This is a genomic window from Paenibacillus sp. WC2504, from assembly GCF_052682475.1.
Map to the genome: position 1 here is coordinate 6,963,274 of NZ_JBQZFH010000001.1, position 19,340 is coordinate 6,982,613.

Annotated in this window: 14 protein-coding genes; 2 read left to right on the forward strand and 12 right to left on the reverse strand. The window is 48.4% G+C overall.

Annotated elements, in window-relative coordinates; all coding sequences use genetic code 11:
* Nucleotides 1-86: 86 nt before the first annotated feature.
* The 8 genes from ACUN27_RS31485 to ACUN27_RS31520 form a co-directional block, all read right to left on the reverse strand.
* On the reverse strand, nt 87-4,109 hold the full coding sequence (locus ACUN27_RS31485) for an S-layer homology domain-containing protein (RefSeq protein WP_445560216.1): 4,023 nt from the start codon (nt 4,107-4,109) through the stop codon (nt 87-89).
* A gap of 177 nt (nt 4,110-4,286) precedes the next feature.
* Nucleotides 4,287-4,529, reverse strand: coding sequence for a hypothetical protein (locus ACUN27_RS31490; protein ID WP_315953292.1), 243 nt, complete (start codon nt 4,527-4,529; stop codon nt 4,287-4,289).
* A gap of 52 nt (nt 4,530-4,581) precedes the next feature.
* Nucleotides 4,582-6,636, reverse strand: coding sequence for a molybdopterin-containing oxidoreductase family protein (locus ACUN27_RS31495; RefSeq protein ID WP_445560217.1), 2,055 nt, complete (start codon nt 6,634-6,636; stop codon nt 4,582-4,584).
* Between the two features lie 114 nt (nt 6,637-6,750).
* Nucleotides 6,751-7,521, reverse strand: coding sequence for a C40 family peptidase (locus tag ACUN27_RS31500; RefSeq protein WP_315953290.1), 771 nt, complete (start codon nt 7,519-7,521; stop codon nt 6,751-6,753).
* A gap of 354 nt (nt 7,522-7,875) precedes the next feature.
* Complete coding sequence (gene sdaAA, locus ACUN27_RS31505) at nt 7,876-8,760, reverse strand: L-serine ammonia-lyase, iron-sulfur-dependent, subunit alpha (protein WP_315953289.1); 885 nt, start codon at nt 8,758-8,760, stop codon at nt 7,876-7,878.
* A 1-nt stretch (nt 8,761) separates the two neighbouring features.
* Nucleotides 8,762-9,439: an L-serine ammonia-lyase, iron-sulfur-dependent subunit beta gene (gene sdaAB, locus ACUN27_RS31510; protein WP_161409878.1), complete on the reverse strand. Its 678-nt coding sequence runs from the start codon at nt 9,437-9,439 to the stop codon at nt 8,762-8,764.
* A 207-nt stretch (nt 9,440-9,646) separates the two neighbouring features.
* Complete coding sequence (locus ACUN27_RS31515; RefSeq protein WP_315953288.1) at nt 9,647-10,489, reverse strand: ABC transporter ATP-binding protein; 843 nt, start codon at nt 10,487-10,489, stop codon at nt 9,647-9,649.
* A 356-nt stretch (nt 10,490-10,845) separates the two neighbouring features.
* Nucleotides 10,846-12,861 (reverse strand): LuxR C-terminal-related transcriptional regulator, encoded by a 2,016-nt coding sequence (locus ACUN27_RS31520; protein ID WP_445560218.1) that lies wholly within the window; start codon nt 12,859-12,861, stop codon nt 10,846-10,848.
* Between the two features lie 142 nt (nt 12,862-13,003).
* Here ACUN27_RS31520 and ACUN27_RS31525 point away from each other — a divergent pair, with 142 nt between their 5' ends.
* The gene (locus ACUN27_RS31525) at nt 13,004-13,417 is read left to right on the forward strand and encodes a hypothetical protein (RefSeq protein WP_326061484.1); all 414 of its coding nucleotides are present in this window, start codon (nt 13,004-13,006) and stop codon (nt 13,415-13,417) included.
* 24 nt (nt 13,418-13,441) lie between these two features.
* Entirely contained in the window at nt 13,442-14,911 is a 1,470-nt protein-coding gene (locus ACUN27_RS31530) for an S-layer homology domain-containing protein (RefSeq protein WP_445560219.1), read from the forward strand.
* Nucleotides 14,912-15,180: 269 nt separating this feature from the next.
* Here the strand turns inward: ACUN27_RS31530 and ACUN27_RS31535 are convergent, their stop codons facing one another.
* The 4 genes from ACUN27_RS31535 to ACUN27_RS31550 form a co-directional block, all read right to left on the reverse strand.
* The gene (locus ACUN27_RS31535) at nt 15,181-15,804 is read right to left on the reverse strand and encodes an SGNH/GDSL hydrolase family protein (protein ID WP_326061482.1); all 624 of its coding nucleotides are present in this window, start codon (nt 15,802-15,804) and stop codon (nt 15,181-15,183) included.
* Between the two features lie 80 nt (nt 15,805-15,884).
* Nucleotides 15,885-17,438 (reverse strand): extracellular solute-binding protein, encoded by a 1,554-nt coding sequence (locus ACUN27_RS31540; protein ID WP_315953283.1) that lies wholly within the window; start codon nt 17,436-17,438, stop codon nt 15,885-15,887.
* Between the two features lie 76 nt (nt 17,439-17,514).
* Complete coding sequence (locus tag ACUN27_RS31545) at nt 17,515-18,390, reverse strand: carbohydrate ABC transporter permease (protein ID WP_315953282.1); 876 nt, start codon at nt 18,388-18,390, stop codon at nt 17,515-17,517.
* Nucleotides 18,391-18,405: 15 nt separating this feature from the next.
* Nucleotides 18,406-19,320, reverse strand: a complete 915-nt coding sequence (locus ACUN27_RS31550; RefSeq protein ID WP_127453198.1) for an ABC transporter permease — start codon at nt 19,318-19,320, stop codon at nt 18,406-18,408.
* Between the last annotated feature and the right edge of the window lie 20 nt (nt 19,321-19,340).

Below are 19,340 nucleotides of genomic sequence, written 5' to 3' on the forward strand. Positions count from 1 at the left end.
TTTTCTGGATAACTGCCATAAAATAAAAAAACTATGACGGAAGCACCTCATTCGAAGCCTTCAGTCATAGCTTATTTAACTATGCATTAATTTGTAAAAGTCAATGCTTGCAGTACCCGAAGCAGCAGGACAGCGCTTTGCGCCCGTGTCGCTTCCATATCCGGGTCAAATGAAGATGAGCTTGTGCCTTCCATTAGCTTTAACTTTCCAAGATGATCGATCGCCTCTTGGGACCATGGCTGAATTTGCTTTTGATCCTCATAGGATGGCGGTTCCCCTTGCGCTTTTTGCTCGTTGTACCCCGCTGCCAGTAAAGCGCGATTCATCATAACCGCCATTTCCTGACGGGTAATCGTTTGTTCCGGACGGAACGTCCCATCCTCGTAGCCAGTAATAATGCCAGCTTTCACAGCGGCGTTTACAGCATTGTTGTACCATTCTTTAGCGTTCATGTCTTTAAAAGGGGCGTCATCCCCCGAGGACTTGATGCCCAGTGTCCGCACGATCATTGCTGCTAATTCGGCGCGGGTAACGGGTTGATCCGGACCGAATTCCTCTTTGGAAATGCCTTGGACAAGCCATTTGTTGGCCATTTGCTCAATTTCGTCCTTCGCCCAGTGTGTGGCTGTATCCCCAAAGGAAACCTGGTTTTCGATCAGTATAAACGTGCCGTTTGCACGACCATAAATGGTAACTTCCCCTGCTTGAACCGTAAAGGGAACCGGTTCATAGCTGACATTGCCATTGGCATCTTGTACAACCCTAGCGGCAGCCAAGTTGCGCTCAGCAAGCGTTCCATTCTCTACTTTTAGCGTATATGGCACATACTGATTGAAATCATGGATGTCCACGGATTGGCCATCGCTCGAAACTGCCTTCATGGCGAAATCCATCGAAGTCACAACTTGAAGTCCGGCAGCTTGGGCTTGTGCCGAAGCAGAATCGTTGGTGGTGATAGAAACCTCAAGCGTCGCGAATTGTTCTGAAAGCAGCTGCTTTACAGGGAGCTTGAGGCCTCCTATTGGCGAATCAATCCTCACCGACGGCACTTCAAGCAGCTTATCCAACGCGGATTTCGTCAAGTTGACCTGCACTTGCTCCGTGCTGTCCGGTGTCTCTACCACAAGTGTGACGGGTCCGTTTCCTTGTGCTTTTGTGATCGCCTCAACCGCCTGTGTATCTACTGAAGCTGTAACAGTCGTTTTGCCGTTTACTTCCGATACTTTGGTGAATAGCTTAGCTGAAGGTGTTAAAGTCGAGCCTCCTGAAGCTGGGCTGTAAGGAGAGGCGCCTTTGTCGTCTCTGTCGTTTGCGTCTTGCGTTGTCGTAGAAGGCCAAACTTCAGTCGCCGTCACGCCGCTAGCTTTCAAATAATTAGTACCTAGATTATCTAAAATATTTTTGATAACGGAAATGTTCGTACCCTTTTGAAGCTGAATCCCATACGTGTTTCCAGTGATGGTATTCCCTATGATTTGTACATTTTGAGGGTCACCAGTGCCGATACCCCCTGCGTTTTGATCCCCGTTGTCATGTTCAAGCAAAATCCCCCAGTAACCGGAAGCCGTGTTGTTGCGAATAATGTTATTTTCGATGCGTGTTCCTGGCCCGTTTAAAATATTGATCCCTACACCATTGTTGACAGTCGTTGTATTTTCAATGATGTTATGCTCAATCCGTGTATCCGGAGTGCCCATGGTGACGACAATTCCTTCACGCGCATTGCGGATCACATTATCATGAATGTAGTTTTGAGGCCCTGTTTTACTATGGTTGCTTGGAGCCGTCCCGCCTGTATTGCCAAGGCCTACGCCGCCGCCAGTAAAAATATCCTCAACGGTATTGCCATAAACTTCGTTCAAATACTCCAACTCACCATGGAGATCAATCGCATCTAACTTTGTATTCTTATAGTGGTTGTTTCGCAGTACGTTATTGTGCGCTACGTTTTGAATGAGCGAACCATGGCGTAAATACGGCCCTTCAAAAGTGGAATCTTCCACTAGGTTCCAATACGTATCGTTATCGAATCCGAGCCTATCGACCTTCGGCATCCCTTGAATGGACGTGCCATATCCGGCACCGCCGCCGCCTAAATCCGTTGCATTGCGGAAAGTCGCATGACGAACAACGACATCGTGACTGTTTTCAATGCGGATGGCCATACGTCGAAAACGTTCCACAGTGACATGATCGACGGTCACATTGTAGGACGGATCTTCACCGTAGTTGGCGATAGCAATCATGCTGTCAGGCCCTCCGGCAGCCGGATTATTGATCACATGATCCAATGAAAAGGCACGATTCCACGTGGAAGTAACGGTCAAATTGGAAACCAAAATATCATGTTGACTCGAAGATTTCAGCACAGAACTATTTTTAACATCATCAATGCTTGATTTCAAAATCGTTTGCGCCTCGCTTTCACCCCGCAGGTTGACGCCTGACTTCAGCTTTAAATTGATAAATCCATCCGGGGATGTCATTAAGTTATAAACACCGTTCGGAATGAACACCTCGTCGCCAGCTGTAGCGGCATCTATGGCATTTTGGATGGCAATGCGGTCATCTTGGGCATTATCCCCCGGGTCTGCGCCATAATCAAGCACGTTGCGTGTAACGCCAGTTACCTGATGAGGCGAGTGCACAGCATGTTCAGACCCATCTGGTTTCGTTAATCCCGGCTTTGTAAAAGGGACCGTCCCTGGCGGCGCTGTTGGCGTAATATTGGGAACGATCGCTACCGGTGTATCACCTGAAGGGAACGGTGGATAGATCATAACTTCCGTTAAACTGGTGAACGTACTGCCATCGGAGTTACCGTGTCCAATGATGCGAACGAAGCGAGCCTGTGTATCCGGGATATCAAAAGCTTGCATATTCACCGTATTCGGACGGCTGTTTCCGGTGAACACATTCGTCCAGGTTTGCGCATCGTTTGATGTTTGAATATCAATGAGCGTGGTACGCAGATCACCTTTATAAAAAGCAATGCCAACGTAGCCAATGTTCTTCGGTTGCCCCAAATCAAACATCACATATTGCCCGTCACCTGAAGCTGACCAGCGGCTGAACAAGTTGTTATCGAGCGTGTTGCTCTCAACGTTTCCATCGCTGCTGCTTGCATTGACTTCTACGACTTGCAAAGGTGTAACTGGCGCGGACAATGTCGTTACGTTGTAGGTAAGAGGTGTCAGCGAGTAATTGCCGACCGCATCTCCTGCGTAAACGCTATATGTAACGCTTGTATTCGGAGTTAACCCTTGAACAGTGTATGTATTCCCTGTCACATTGCTTAGCAGCACATCATTCTGATAAAGCTTATAGTTCGATACCGCACTATCATCGATGGCTGCCGGCCAGGTTAATTGAACAAAATCCATGCCCAAATTAATCGATTTTAAGGTTGCGTTTTGCCCCCACGTTGGCGGAGTATTGTCGCTTTGAACGACACGCCGTACCAAGAGCTGCGGCTCAGGGTTAGAGGCTGAAGTGTTCTCTTTCGAATACACATTAACGGAGTTGGTTGAATTTGAAGCAATGATGAAAGATACTTTCTGGTCGGAGAGATGCTGCCTTACATAATCTGTCACGTCTACGGTGTATAAAATCGGTTTAGCTGAATTAGCCTGATTCACAATAAATTGTCCTAATGGATTCATCGCGGACAAATCCGTCTGAGGAGCATTATTCCAGGTTATCGTTGATTCTTGCCATGAATTATTTAATAAACCATACACTTGTAGGCCTGTGTCGATGTCACTGCTGCCTTTTTTCGCAGACACTTGCAAATAATATTTGTATGTACTATCAGATACGGTAGACACATCAAACTTGAAATAGACTTCTGTCTTTTTCGAGCTGCTGGTTGAAAGGCTGTATAATCCTAGCGTCGAACTCCCCAAATTCGTTCTGTTATCGTAGTTCGTATCCGCTACCTCAGGCTTGGCGCTGTCTGTAACGATAGCAGCATCTGCACTGGTCGGGAGAGCAGCAACATCTACCTCAACATCCGCTGCTCTGCCTGCCGCAGGAACGAGGAGTAGAGAAAAGACCATGGAGAACAGTACCAACAAAGCTAGTCTTTTTTGTAAAAAGCGAATTTTCATGTAGCCATGCTCCTTATTCAGTTTAGTCTCGCATTTTGTAAGCGTATACAATTATCTGCGATTCAATCATATTACCCCCTTTTTGACAACTTTTATTGTCATTTATTTAGGTGCAGGAGGGATATTATTGGAAAAAATTAAAAAACCGACCCCACAGGGTCGGCTTCTACATCCACATTAATACATCGGCTTCGCTTGATACAGCAATTGCGGCTGCGGGCATTGCGGGAAAGGGTAGATATCCCGAATTTGGTTGAAGGCATAATGCTTGGTGGCAAATTGCGTATGGTATAAGTATTCAATCAGATAAATCGATCCGCCTTGCACACTGCACAGAATTCCTGAAGTACCGGTACCGTCCATTAGGGATACACCTACTGGACTGCCTATCCAAGCATATGCTTTTTGCTGTAATGACATAGGCCATCACCTCCTGCATTACTTTATGCGGGAAGGCGCCCATACGTTCAGCTCACTTCTCAAGCTTTTCCACACGCACACGACCGGAGAAAAAAGTTGCCCCTCCGCCCATATCCGCCACACGATCCGGCGTAAGCGCATTAACCAAGGCTTTGCTGCCATTACCGGACGAATCCGCCCAGAGTCCTTGGCTCACGACAACACCTGGCAGCACGTCCGAGCCCGCCGCTACGGTTAACTCGCATTCGCCACGAGCATTCCACACGCGAACCATTTCGCCACTCGCTATCCCTAATGAGGCGGCATCCGCTTCATTCATGTGCAGCTTCGGCGTTTTTTCCATGCGGACATGCTTCTCATTATGAGCAAACGTCGAGTTCAGAAAGTTATGATTCGGCGCAGGGATAAACAGGAACGGCAAATCCCCTTCATCGGGAAGCGGAATGTACGTCGGCAAAGCCGGATACCCCTTCTCTTCCATCTCACGGGAGAAAAGTTCAATTTTACCACTCGGCGTCCGTAACTGTCCTGGAAACAGCGGCTTCACTTCCGCTTTCATGAAATGTTTCTCCAGCAGGTTATCATAGGTAATATTCGCTAACGCCGGATTTCCGGGGTGATCCAAAGCTTGGCGCACCAGATCCGCATCGCTATCCTGCAAAGCCTCATCCTCATAGCCCATCTCCGCGGCAAGCAGGCGAAACACATCGACGTTCGCTTTGCTCTCGCCATATGGCCGAGCGACAGGGAGTTGAAGATGTACGTAATGATGCCAATAGGAACGATAGAAGTCCGTATTCTCAAAAGATGAGGTAGCCGGGAGCACGATATCGGCGTATTTCGCCGTCTCAGTCAGAAACAGATCATGCACAACCGTAAATAAATCGTCCCGCCGAAGCCCCTCTCTCACTTTATTAGCATGGGGGGCAACTAACGCCGGATTGGAATTGTACACATACAGCGAACGAATTGGCGGATCTAGCTCCAGCAACGCGCTGCCAAGCAAGTTCATATTAATCTGCCGCGCCTCTTTCACCCGCAGATCAGGTCGCTGCAGAGCGGGAATATTGTGCTCCAGATAAGCACCGTTTCCTTTAATAGCGCCGCCTCCACGCTGCATCCACTGTCCCGTTAATGCCGGTAAGCAAGCAATGGTTCTCACGCACATTCCGCCGTTATCATGATGCTGAATCCCGTTGCCGATGCGAATAAAAGAAGGCGAAGTTTGACCGTACAGTCGCGCTAAGCGGTAAAGATCTTCGACAGGGACTCCTGTTATGGCAGATACCACAGAAGGTTCATACTGCCGAACATGCTCCCTCAGTTCCTCATGACCAACTGTATATTGCCGCAGAAAAGCCTCATCCACACTATCTTCAGCAAACAAAATGTGCATGATTCCCAGCGCCAGCGCGGCATCTGTTCCCGGCATAATCGGGATAAACCAATCGGCCCAACGGCCCGTTTGGTTTCGGTGAGCGTCGATGACGACAATTTGCGCTCCGTTTTTGCGGGCTTTCTCAGCCAACATGACCTGATGCATATTTGTGCTGACGGCATTGATTCCCCACATAATGATGAGTTTGGCGTGCACCGTATCCTCCGGATCGGTTCCAAAGCTGCCGCCCATCGTATATTTATAGCCTTCGGTTCCTGCTGATTCACAAATCGAGTACAGCAAACGGCTTGCACCCATCCGGTTAAAAAACCTACGATCCATCCCCTCGGTCCCAATCCGCCCCATATTGCCGTAAAAGCTGTATGGCAGAATGGACTCGGCGTCTTCCTCTGCGATCAGCTTTTTCCAGCGGGTTGTGATGGTTGCGATCGCTTCATCCCAGGATATGCGTTCAAAGCGGCTCCCCTCCCCTTTCGGGCCGACGCGCTTCATAGGGTACTGCAGCCTTTTATCATCATAAAGACGTGCCGTCATATTGCGAACTTTATTGCAAATTGCCCCTTGTGTCACCGGGTGGTCGGGGTCTCCTTCTATTTTAACGATCTTGCCAGCTTCCTTATGAAGCAGCAATCCGCATTGATCTGGACAATCCAGTGAGCATACGGCTGGAAAAATCCCATTATCCTGTTCAATCATCGACGAGTGCATCTATAATTAGCTCCTTTCCGTCACTTCAACTTCTTTACTATATAACGAATTAAAAGGAAGGGAAACAATGGCGCATGAAAATGCCCCACTACATGGCCTAGTGGGGCATTGCGTTTAGTCTAAGACTGAGCCCCCTAGAACAAAACGATACTGCAGATGCTTAAAAAACATATGGTCAATCCGCACGCCGCCTGTCTTTTTGGAAGCGGAATGAATGATTTTCCCATCCCCTAAATAAATGCCCATATGGCTGATCGGCTTCTGTGAGGGGTCGAGATTGGCATAATCGGAAGGCCGATTGCCCATGAAATTCGTAAAGAACAGCAAATCCCCGCGTTTTGCCTGCTTGAGATCGGTGTATTTCCGCTTGGATAGGGCTTCGACATAAGCAGCCTGATTCTTCGCATCCCAGGGCAAATCCATCCCGAGCGCAGTCAAATATACCCAACGCGTGAAATCCGAGCAGTCAAAAGATTGCGGGTCTAGCCGATCCGACCCATATACATAAGGGGTTCCGAGGTAGCTTTTGGCTGTCTCGATTACGTTCTCGACGTAACCTCCTTTTTTCGGGACGATGTCCGGACTGGGAAAAGCCTGGATCAAAGGAAAGCCGTTTGGCAGAAGCGCATGCTTCTTATTTTCTGCTGCAAGGCTTTTTACGTGATTCGAGGTAGAGGCATAGAACTGCTCAACGCCCAAATCGCCGATGTACAGCTCCGCATCGCTGCTGGTCAGATTCCAGTCCGACATCCGGTTATCCGTCTCCCGCTCGGCCGTCAGTTGCACCTGGTCCCCCGTGCTTAACTGCTTAATCCTTGATGGGTGAGAGCACCCGGTAAGTGTGAGCGCAGAGGCTAACACGATGCTCATTGCAAATATGCGCATGATCAAACTCCTTGGCATGTGATGCTGTTAGGATGCCAAATTTTCGGGAGAATAAACTGGGAGCGGATAGGGGCTGCCGTATGTTGTATGTTGTGCAACAATATGGATGATTTATGGGGGAATGGAGCCTCTCCATTGTACAAAATGCAATGAAAATGCTTGATTTGTGCCGAAGTGGCAGCTTTCGGGGCTAAATGGTTGCATAGAGTGCAATGGAGCTGTCTCTGGACTTGAGATTTGGGTCAAATGGTTGTATAAAATACAACCTAAACGGACCGGGGGGCCCGCTCGATGGAGCCTAACAGGCCCCATAATAAAAAAGCCCGCAGGAATCACTCCCTGCGGACATTACTTCTATCGCTTTTTGCCCAAATTAAGCTCTTTCATAATTTGCCGGCCTGTCGGTGTCTGGGCCAGACCGCCTTTGGCCGTCTCGCGATGCTTTTCGGGCATCGCAGTGCCCACCTCGTACATCACCTGCACGACTTCGTCGGAGGGGATGACGGAACGGACGCCCGCCAGCGCCATATCGGCCGCTGCCATGGCATTCACGGCACCGAAGCCGTTGCGGACGATGCACGGAATTTCGACCAGTCCGCCGACCGGGTCGCAGATGAGCCCTAGCGTGTTCTTCAGCGCTAGTCCCACCGCATGCATCGCCTGCTCAGGCGTACCGCCGCGAAGCTCAACAAGCGCTCCCGCGGCCATGCCGATCGCGGAGCCCACTTCAGCCTGGCAGCCGCCTTCCGCGCCAGAAACAAAAGAGTTGTTCGCGATTACATAACCAATCGCGCCTGCACTCAGCAATCCCCGTACCATGTGATCATCATCCCAGCCGAACCGCTGCTGGCTGCTGATGAAAACTCCGGGGATAATGCCGCAAGAGCCAGCCGTGGGCGTAGCAATAATGCGTCCCATGGAAGCATTAACTTCGGACACGGCTAACGCGTATGCCATTGCCTTGCAAGCTTCCTCGCCGAGGGAGGCTTCTGTCGTAGTCATATAGCTGGCAACACGCTGAGCGTCCTTGCCGGTCAATCCGCTGCGGGAGGTTGTATCTTCCGTCAGTCCTTTGGCCACGGCTTCTTTCATGATTTGATAGTAAGCCCTCATTTTTTCAAACACATAGTCCGGCGTCTTGCCCGATTCTTGACTTTGATCGGCCAGCATGACTTCCGCGATTGTCATTCCTTCTACAGCGCATACTTCAGTGAGTTGTTTTAATGTCCGGAATCTCAAGTTATTCGCCTCTTTCTGCGAGATCCACTCTTTTTATATCAAAAATCATGCTTAAGGAGCTGAGCTCCTCGATCAGGGCATCCGGAACGGAGACGTCGGTTTCAATGACGGTCATCGCCTCGCGGTCCCTGCCTTTCCGATCCAAATCCATGAATCCGATATTGATCTGGTTGCGTCCCAGCAAGGTGGTAATGTCTGCGATCATCCCCGGCCGGTCGTGATGAGAAATAATCAACGTAGGATATACCGCAGTAAATTTCACATCGAATTGATTCACATTCACAATTTCAACGTTCCCGCCACCGATGGATGCCCCAATCATACTCACTTCTTTGGTTCCCGAGGAAATTGTAAATTTGACCGTATTCGGATGATCAGCCTTATCCTTACTTGTGAGGAAGGCAATCTCCACACCCCGAGCTTCCGCCTCTTCGGCGGCCTCCGGAATCCGCGGATCATCCGTTTCAAAATCGAGCAAGCCGCCAATAAGCGCCAAGTCGGTACCATGTCCCCGGTATGTATCCGCAAAAGACCCGTATAAAGTAATTTCAGCTTTCGTTGGCTGCTCGCCGAGCAGCTGCCTGACAACACGTCCTAGACGGACGGCTCCCGCTGTATGGGAGCTGGATGGACCTATCATGGAAGGTCCGATGATGGAAAACACATCTTTAAAGCGCATCATGCAGTTCTCCAATCCTAAGAGGTTAAAGCTTTATACTACTATTGTATGAAGTGCTTCTGCGAATGACAAGGTCTAATATCTTGTCCTTATTTTCCCAAAATGCCCCGGTCTCATTCTTTAGTGATGGCAATTGAGAGTGCAACAAGAAAAGCCTCTATCCACGCAAAAGCGTTAAATAGAGACTTTGGTTACTTATGTAGAGGCTTAAACAACCAATGCAGCTTCTGCCAGGTTGCTGGAGACTTGCTCCTGCTCATTAACCTTCCTGCCCTTGCCGAATGGAATGCAAAGCGGCGTTCCAAACAGCGGATCCTGAATAATTTGGCAATCCATATTAAACACAGTACGAATCGTTTCCTCGGTAATAATATCTTCCGGCGTCCCTTGGATAGCGATCTTCTTGTTATGAATAGCCACGATGTGATGGGCATAACGACAAGCCAGGTTAATGTCATGCAGAACCATGACGATGCTGCGCTGCTGCTCGGCATTCAATTCAAATAACAGGTCAAGTACTTCAACTTGGTGCGACATATCCAGATACGTGGTCGGTTCATCGAGTAAAATCGTATCCGTTCCCTGTGCCAACGTCATGGCAATCCAAGCTCGTTGCCGCTGTCCGCCTGATAAGGAATCCACCGTACGATCCGCATATTGCTGCATATTCGTAGCCTTCAGTGCTTTCGTCACCATCTCTTCATCTTCTGCGGACCACTGCTGCAGCCAGCTCTGGTAGGGGTATCTCCCTTGCTTGACGAGTTGGAGCACCGTTAATCCTTCCGGAGCAACCGGTCCTTGTGGCAGAATGGACAAACGTTTCGCAATTTCCTTCGTCGGAAGCTTGGCGATGGCTTGCCCGTCTAACAAAATGCTGCCATTGGTAGGCTTCAGCAACCTGGCCAACGAACGAAGTAACGTTGATTTACCGCAACCATTGCTGCCAATAAACACGGTGATCTTCCCTTTAGGAATCGCAATATCCAAATCTTCATAGATACTGTTATCTCCATAAGTTAACGTTAAATGTTGGGCCTCGATGGCGTGCATCGGTCATCAATCCTTCCTTGGCTATATGATCAAACGAAATTGTGTATATTCAACTTGGTATGTGAGGTCAGTGGAATCCAAACTTTATTTATTTAGTGTATAGTTGATGAAAACCATTGTCAATGATTTTGAGAATCATTTTCAACAAAATTCAATATGCAAGCGCCAATTTCATCCATTCCGTGAATGGACGTCTCCTTTGCTGCACGGTGAATCACATTTTTCTGCAAAAAAAAGACTTCCCCAGGTCATTTATGACCATTTGAGAAAGCCTTGTAGTTCCTATGCATAAAGCAGCATACGCGCCGCGGCACAAAGGGTATCCAACAAGCCCGCTTAGCTAAGGAGGCTTAACGTTACACAGCGCCTTTGCGGCTGAGGATCAGCTTCTGTACCGCTTGTGTGCGGTTTCTCACTTCCAGCTTCTGAAAAATCGCCGTAAGGTGTTTCTTGATCGTAATCTCGCTTAAAAAAAGCTGCTTGGCAATTTCGGCATTCGTCATGCCTTGCATTAACAAATCGGAGATTTTGCGCTGTATGTCTGTTAACGGTACGAACGGAGGCTCTGCATCTGGTTCATTCTCAATGAACTCACTCATCCCGAGTTTCAGCATCATTTTCCGCAGATACGCTTGCAGCTTGTGCCCTCTCGTATCCGTTGTGAAGGTATGCGTTGGCGTCACCTGATCGTAATCGTAATGGACAACAGGCGACATTTCGCAACCCAGGCGGTGATGAATTTCTGTGGAAAACGGAATCGGAGGCGGAGATCCGGCAACAAACCCGCCGGTAAGCAGCAGCGTGATGAAGAAATGACCCGTGTCCGCTAACAAGCTCATATCGTTATAGTTTGATACATCAATCGTTTGTATGTAGTATCCCACAGGTGTTTCGGATGGCAGAACAAATTCATCCAATTGTTCCTGAGGCAAACTGCGAAAGTACGCCGACGAAAGCGGCTTGTTCAATAAATAATCAATGGTTGAACCATTGATCGGAATGACCGCTGTTAATCCGACAACTTCCCCTTGCGGCTTGCGCAGCAGACGGACGGTGCCTGGTCCCAAACCAGCAAGCTCCCGCAAATGCACATGTTTGAGATTAAACAGATTTTGCTCACGCGTGATAACGAACTCTCCCGCTTGATTCGTGGCGCTGTCGACATAAGGAATTCGATACTCTTGGGATTCCTCGTAACGGCGTTGGATGTAACGTTCGGCATCGGCAAAATTCGCTTCGTCCATAACCTCAAAATAGTTGCTAGCAGTGTCTTGATTGAAAAACTGCAGAATCAGTTCATCCCCAAAATAGTGGAAGAAATCACTGGCTTCGGGCGAAATATCGTCGTTTTTCCCAATACTCCGAATCGTTCGATGATAATAATACATCATGCATTTGCGCCTTAGAGTCGCATAGTACTCAGGTGACCTTGCACTAAGTTCTTGGCTGAAAGCCGTGCGAACCAAATCATGCAGCAGCCATCCCCGCTTCACTCTTCTGACGAACGATAACTCGGTAAGCAGCTGAAATTGTTCCGCCGTAACCGGCTCTTCTAACACATGAGCAAGTGTCTCCTGATTAAAATGCTTTAATACGGAAGCAGCTTCTACCATTCTGCGCAAGGCGGGCTGAGAAACCTCTTTTAACCACTGCTTCGTAATCAAGGGCAGCACTTCAACTTCCTGCAGGTGAATGAGTTCTCGTAGGGAGGACGTTTGCGCCGTTAAAGAGAGCGTCAGCGGATGCCCTTTCGTTTGGTTCCAAATCCAGTAAATTGTATGTTCATCCAAGATGGATAGGTTATGTAAATAAGTTTTTACGTCCGAAAACGATAGATCCGAGAGCGGCATCTGCACCGTACACTGTCTCCATGTAGAGGACAATTTCCAAGCGCCCTGCAGCGCATAACGGCCTGAAATCACAATAGAAATAGAAGGATCCAGCTCTTTGATCAATTGCTCCCGAAGCCAATGATCAAGCTCCCCCATTTCTTCGTACGTATCGATGGCTAAAAGCAACCTATGCTCTGTCGCTGCTCGATTCAGAATTCCAATACTTTCTATCGTGGAGAGGGGTTGATCCGATGTCGAGACAGAGACGTGCTTGCCGTCAAGTCGCTCTAACAACTGAACTACATGCTGGCATAAAGAAGATGGTGTATGTACGATATCACGGCTATCCAGCGAAATCACATGCATATTTCGTTCGGCTGCAAGTTGCCGAAACTCATCAAGCAGAAAACTTTTGCCAATTCCGCCTGTGCCGTATAGGTTCAGCAATCTTTTTTCAGGGTGAGTCCTCTGCAAAAATGTGTTAAACATCTGTAATTCCCGCTGTCTGCCCACGATCAATCTGCCGTTTATTTCCGCCATCGTTTCCCACCCGTTTAATGTTCGGATTTTTATACGAAGGTATCATACCAAAATATACCATAGGATAGTAGTGCCAATATTCCTATTGAGCTATCGTTAGTACACATGCACCTGAGTGCGGAGTTTAGGAGGAGTAAGTGAGATGAAACACATCTGGAAAAACGTGATGGTAATGTTATGTGTCAGCCTACTTTCATTTGTTATTGCTTGCGGCAAAGAGGCGCCCGCTTCCACAGAGGCCTCCACCAAGGCATCCAATGACATCCCGAAAAACATTCAGATCCTCATCCTTGATGGAGCGAGCAGCATTGAAGCTTCACAGGCTGATGGCCGCGACACCATCGACTATGTCATGAAACAAGATGTGAAGGAAACCGCCGAGCTGTCACGCAAAAGGTTCAAGGAGTACGGTTTTACCATGGACGAAGTACCTGCCGAGGGAGCATTTCTATTTTCAGGAAGCAACGGTACGCTTGGTGTTGAGTATACCGTTTCCAGTCTAGTGGGAGGTAAGGGCGAAACATCCGTCCATATCTCGTATAAGGTGATCAAATAATTAACCAATGGTGGAGGAGAGCTCATGTTTATGCGTCTTCAGCGAAAGATGATTCCCTTATTGGCTGTCTTCATGTTGGCGATATGTCTCGTGCTGCCAGCTCCGCGCGCTCATGCGCAGGTCCAAATGCAATATTTTTTTATCGGAGGCAGTGATCCTTATTTAATTGCCGGCGCAGACATCCCAGTCATCTATAGTGATGACAGAGCTATTGGGACCAAGATAGCATCCTTCGAGATGTTATATTCCACCGACAATATTAATTGGCATAACGTTCTCGAGTTGAAAAGCCAGTCGATTAGCGCTCAATTCCGCCTCCCGATTGATCCGTCCATCACCTCGGTGAGGATTCGCGTTATGGTGCATTATGTCCCGATTCTGGGCTCCGATACGTATTTGGAGCGGACCGAAGGACCCTTCAAAGTCTTGCAGCCGGGGGAAACCAGCGATTTCCAAGCTTCCGCCAATGATGACGGCTCGGTGACACTCACCTGGAATGATAATTCCAACATGGAATCTTCCTATGTCATTAAACGCGACGGTCCGGATGGCACGAAATATTTCAACATGCAAAATACAGCCGGTGATTTCGGACCTGTAGCAACCGTCGATAAAGCGACAAATAAAAATAAGAATACGTTATACGCCTATACCGTAACACCGGTCATTGACAAGTACACACTGCCCGACAATGTAATTCCAGGCGTCGAGACGGTGTTCATTTGGAATAAAGCCCCTCGTGACGGCCTGGTTATTGTGGATAAAATTAATCCTGTCGTTCAAATCCCTGTTCTCGTTGGTAAAAACAAAGTGATTACCAAGGTTCCAGTCATCGACCTCAAGCCTGCCGTAGACGTGAAGATACCGGATGGGCTGGGACCGATCAGCAAAGGCGGCACACAAGGCGGTACGCAAGGCGACGCCGGTCAGCCGAACATTGAGGCGCTGCTGGAAGAGGCCGTTAAGGGCTCCAGCGACTGGGCCAAAGCTGATCTCAAGCTGGCCATCGCTGCATCGCTCACGACACCATCGGTGCTTGGCAACTACCAGCAGCCTATCACTCGGGAGCAGTTCGCCAGCATCGCCGTGAAGCTCTACGAAGCGCTCAGCAGCAAGCCGGCGGCTGCGGCTGCGCCGAATCCGTTCACGGATACGGTGAACGTCGACGTGCTGAAAGCGTTCCAGTTCGGCATTGTCACAGGCGTTTCCGCGACCGGCTTCTCGCCGGACGCGAGCATTTCACGGCAAGAGCTGTGCGTCATGCTGATGCGCGCTGTGAAGGCGGCGAAGCCTGCCGCCACGCTGAACATCAGCAGCAGCTCCGGCCTTGCCGACAGCGACTTGATCGCGCCGTGGGCGTTGGATGCGGTTCGATTCGCCGTCAACCACGCCATCATGAATGGCGTGGGCGGAGGGCGCATTGACCCGCTGGGCATCACGACGCGCGAGCAGGCGATCCTCCTCGTCAAGCGGACGTTTGACGCTTATAAGTAGGTGAACGGGATTGGATTCTCCCTCCCGTTAATCATGCTGCGGCGCTGTTACGGGGAGGATGATCCGTTTCGGCGCTTCAGCCGGAGCAGATGGAAAAACTACCGTTATTCCGCGCTGCACAGGGGCAAGTGTGCGGAATAACGGTAGAAGCTCCAGCTAATTCGCCAGCAACTGATTTAATCTGCTGGACCTGGCGAAATTAGCTGCATATTTTCCGTTTAATTGGGAAAAAGTAGATGAATTGCCGAAAATAGCAGGAGAAATCGGCGCTAAATGCGCTCAAGAAAAGGAATCGCCATAGCGACAATTCGCTTAAAGCCCTCCTGATTCGGATGCAGGCGATCACTGCTCAAAAAGCCCAACGTGAAGCGATTAAAGCCGCTTTCCGCATACAAATTCAGCACAGGCAGCGCATACTCGATGCCAATTGCCTGAATAACCTCGACATAGTCGGCTAGACGATGCCCTTCCGCATTCACGGAATCAATGTCGAAGCCGTCTTTATCTCTTTGCAGCGGTGTCCATAAATTGAGACGGCACGCCGGATTTTTGCTTAGAATATCCTCCACTAAGGTGACATAGGCTCCATAAAAGGTATGAATATCCCGCTCTTCCTTGCGTCCAACCGGTTTATCCAGCCGAAAATCATTCGTCCCCGCAAAGATGGTCACACAATCGTAAACAGGCTCCAGCTGCCTGCCGACATGCACAGTCGCGCCGTAATCACGGTCTCCTCCCGCTGTGAGCGGGCATCCGCTTTTGCCTTCATTCAGGACAGTGGAGAATCCAAGCGCTGCGCTTACCAATGGTTGATAACCACCTGCAGCTGAAATGCTGTCTCCTAACGTGCACCAGCTTTTCCCCTGCCATTTGGGCTGATCTTTTAATCTCATTGCTTTTCCTCCATGTTTTATAAAAAAGAGAACATGCAGCAAGTAAATGCAGGGCACGTTCTCTTCTCGTTCCGTTTTGCTTATTTTTTTGCAGTCGCGTACCAATCATTCACTTCTTTGTAGCTGGCATCTCCGCCGGACGATTTGAATTTGGCTTGGAAAGCTTCAATGCCACTGATAGGCTCCGCCCCGAAAATCAGCTTCGTCGTATAGTCTCCCACCATCGTGTTCAATTGTTGGAAGTTTTTCGAGAACTCAGGCAAGTACGGAGCAAGGCCTAATGGATCTTTGATTCTTGTGCTCTCTGGTTCAATCGTGTTCATGAAGTTCCAAGCATCGAACAAACGCATATCTTTGCGTACACGTGCCTGCCAGTAGGTTGGATAGTTTTTATCATCGGTGCCCATCAAGAAATTGTTCGCTTGGTTGCGCTCATCCGTAAAAATCGGTTGAATTGGCGTATATGCGCCATCTTTGAACGTGTAATGCTTACCTTCTTGGCCAATCGCCATTTCTTTAAACGTTGCCGGCTCCAGCTTCGCATTCATCCATTTGATAGCATCTTCCGCATGTTTAGACGCTTTAGGAATGAAGGTAATGCGGTCAAAACCTGTCGCAGCGCTCAAACCAACTTTGCCGTCTTTACCTTTCAGCGCAGGGATATAATTCGCTTTCGCGTTAGGATTATTTTTCACAAGAGCATCGTTAACCACAGGAACATCTGCCCAGTGAATCATGATCATCCCCGCTCTACCGCTTGTAAACTTCTCTTTGGCCGTAGCATCTTTGTTAGCAGCAAACTCCTTATCCAGCAGCCCTTGTTTGAAAAGATCGCTCGCAAATGTCACATAATCTTTGAACGCAGGGTCCAGAATACGTGGCGTCAGCTTGCCGTTCACATCGTTCCAGAAAAGCGGCATACCGAATGCACCAACGATGTTATTAATGAACATGGCTTCACTTTTAATCGTTAATGGAATGTTTTTATCGCCGTTTCCTCCGGGGTCTTTCTCTTTAAACGCTTTCAAAACAGCAACCAACTCATCTAATGTTGTCGGTGCTTTCATGCCTACTTTGTCGAGCCAGTCCTGTCTCACATACAAACTCTCACCGGCGAAGGAAATCGTTTTGGTTGGAATCGCATATAGTTTACCGTCTACTTTAGCCGCTTCCAGCACGGCTGGATCAACGGAGGCTTTAATGTTCGGTCCGAATTTATCAATGAGAGGTCCAAGGTCTGTCAACGCGCCTTTTTTCGCATAATCGGCAAATAGTGCTTTGAAGTCCGTCGTTCCTCCTGTTGTAACAGCATCATAAGGTTCGCCGGAAGCGATAAGAATGTTAAGCTTGTCTGCCGCTTTATCCTGAGGGAGCATATCATATTGCACTTTGTAGCCTGTTTTCTGTTCCAGGAATTTCGCAACCGGGTACGTGTTGTAATCGTCCTTTTGCCAAATTTGAAGCGATTTCAATTCTGGCTTTGGTCCGGAAGTTGTTGCTGCTGGCGCTGCGCTTGCCGGGGCTGCATTACTGCCTGCTGGCGTATTGCTTTTGGACGAACAAGCAACAAGTGAAGTAACCGATAAGCTTGCTGCAAGTGTTAGAAGCATGACTTTATTGTGTCTTTTTAACATGTGCAAACCTCCCTAGTAATTGTATATACTATATCATTAAACCCTCGACGCTAACATCAAGGGCATTAATGCTCATTCACCCTTTCACAGAGCCGATCAGAACGCCTTTGACAAAATGTTTTTGCAGATACGGATACACTAACAACATCGGAATAATGGACGCAATAACTGTTGCCGCACGAATGCCTTCCGGTGAAACGTTCATCATATCGTCTACGCTTTTATTCACGGCGTTGGAGCTGTCCGCATCCATCACAATATCGCGCAAGTATAGCTGCAAGGGCTTCAAACCTGCATCATTGATGTAGAGCATCGGATGAAAGTAATCATTCCAAAAGTACACCGCATAGAAAAGCGCGATGGTCGCAATAACAGGAACGCTTAGCGGAATAATGATTCTGAAAAGAATCGTAAAGTTGCGGGCGCCGTCCATTTTAGCCGATTCTTCCAAGGCTTCCGGCAAGGATTCGTAATAACTTTTAATGACCAACATGTTAAAGACGCTAATCAGGGCCGGCAGCATGATGGACCACAGGTTATTAATCAGATGAAGCTGCTTCATCAACAAGTAGTTCGGTATGATACCACCATTAAACATCATCGTGAAAATGAACAGCAGCATGATGAAGGAAATGCCGGGCAGATGCCTTTTGGACAAGGGGTATGCGGTTAATGCTGTGATCAGAATCGCTAGAAACGTGCCCACCACCGTAATTAGCAGTGAAATCCCAATTGAATGTAAAAACTGGCTGGAGGAAACGACGTATTTCATGGTATCCAGCTGAAAGCCGATCGGAATAATTCCCACTTTACCGGAAACTACAGCTGACTCATCACTTATGGCTTTGGATAAAATATTCGCTAACGGCAGCAAAGTCGCTAAACCGCAGATGATTAACACGAGATAAATGAAGAAGTCCAGCGATCTATCACCAATCGTTTTTTTGTGCATGATTGTTTTCGCCTCCTACCAGATGCTGCGCTTGATTAACTTTTTGCTCAGTTCGTTGCCGGCTACGATCAGGATGAACCCGACAACAGAGTTGAACAACCCGACCGCTGTACTAAAGCTGTAGTCCTGCTGACCAAGACCTTGCCGGTACACGAAGGTACCGATGACATCGCCGGATGCATAAACGACTGAATTGTACATCGTCAAAATTTGCTCCGTACCCGCCTCAAGCAAGTAACCCAAGCGTAAAATCAAGATCAAAATGATTGTCGGCAAAATGCCAGGCAGCGTAATGTAAAGCATTTGTCGAATACGTCCCGCACCATCAATGGAAGCTGCTTCATACTGCTCTTGCTCGATTCCTGCGATAGCAGCGATAAAGATAATGGCGTTCCATCCGGATTCCTTCCAGCCTGCTGTAAATACAACGACACTACGGAAAAATTGGTTGTCCAGGAAAAAGGAAATCGGTTCACCGCCGAACCATTGGATGACGTTGTTCACCAAGCCGCCTGTCGGTGACAGAATGTTAATGAACAAGCCCGAGATGATGACCCACGATAAGAAATGCGGGAGGAAAATGATCGTTTGAATCGTCTTTTTGAAAAAGACTTTGCGCACCTCATTTAAGAAAAGCGCGATGATGATCGGGATTGGAAAAAGCAGCACAATCTTATACAGGCTGATCAGCAGCGTGTTGATGAAAACCTGATAAAACTCTTCCGAATGAATCAGCTTCTCGAATTGATCCAACCCTACCCATTTGCTCCCACTAAATCCGTCGAAGATATTGAAGTCCTGAAAAGCAATCACAATGCCGTACATCGGCGCATATTTGAACAGCAACAAAAATATCAATCCAGGCACAAGCAACAAGTACATATCATAATTGCTCAGCATCAGCTTCAGACGGCCACTACCTTTGGTCATTGGCTTGGCGTGAGCTGTTT

What these genes read in the sequence shown, in the direction of transcription:
- ACUN27_RS31485 (WP_445560216.1), bottom strand. Translation starts at nt 4,109, where the DNA reads ATGAAAATTCGCTTTTTACAAAAAAGACTAGCTTTGTTGGTACTGTTC.
- ACUN27_RS31490 (WP_315953292.1), bottom strand. Translation starts at nt 4,529, where the DNA reads ATGTCATTACAGCAAAAAGCATATGCTTGGATAGGCAGTCCAGTAGGT.
- ACUN27_RS31495 (WP_445560217.1), bottom strand. Translation starts at nt 6,636, where the DNA reads ATGCACTCGTCGATGATTGAACAGGATAATGGGATTTTTCCAGCCGTA.
- ACUN27_RS31500 (WP_315953290.1), bottom strand. Translation starts at nt 7,521, where the DNA reads ATGCGCATATTTGCAATGAGCATCGTGTTAGCCTCTGCGCTCACACTT.
- sdaAB (WP_161409878.1), bottom strand. Translation starts at nt 9,439, where the DNA reads ATGCGCTTTAAAGATGTGTTTTCCATCATCGGACCTTCCATGATAGGT.
- ACUN27_RS31515 (WP_315953288.1), bottom strand. Translation starts at nt 10,489, where the DNA reads ATGCACGCCATCGAGGCCCAACATTTAACGTTAACTTATGGAGATAAC.
- ACUN27_RS31520 (WP_445560218.1), bottom strand. Translation starts at nt 12,861, where the DNA reads ATGGCGGAAATAAACGGCAGATTGATCGTGGGCAGACAGCGGGAATTA.
- ACUN27_RS31525 (WP_326061484.1), top strand. Translation starts at nt 13,004, where the DNA reads ATGAAACACATCTGGAAAAACGTGATGGTAATGTTATGTGTCAGCCTA.
- ACUN27_RS31530 (WP_445560219.1), top strand. Translation starts at nt 13,442, where the DNA reads ATGTTTATGCGTCTTCAGCGAAAGATGATTCCCTTATTGGCTGTCTTC.
- ACUN27_RS31535 (WP_326061482.1), bottom strand. Translation starts at nt 15,804, where the DNA reads ATGAGATTAAAAGATCAGCCCAAATGGCAGGGGAAAAGCTGGTGCACG.
- ACUN27_RS31540 (WP_315953283.1), bottom strand. Translation starts at nt 17,438, where the DNA reads ATGTTAAAAAGACACAATAAAGTCATGCTTCTAACACTTGCAGCAAGC.
- ACUN27_RS31545 (WP_315953282.1), bottom strand. Translation starts at nt 18,390, where the DNA reads ATGCACAAAAAAACGATTGGTGATAGATCGCTGGACTTCTTCATTTAT.
- ACUN27_RS31550 (WP_127453198.1), bottom strand. Translation starts at nt 19,320, where the DNA reads ATGACCAAAGGTAGTGGCCGTCTGAAGCTGATGCTGAGCAATTATGAT.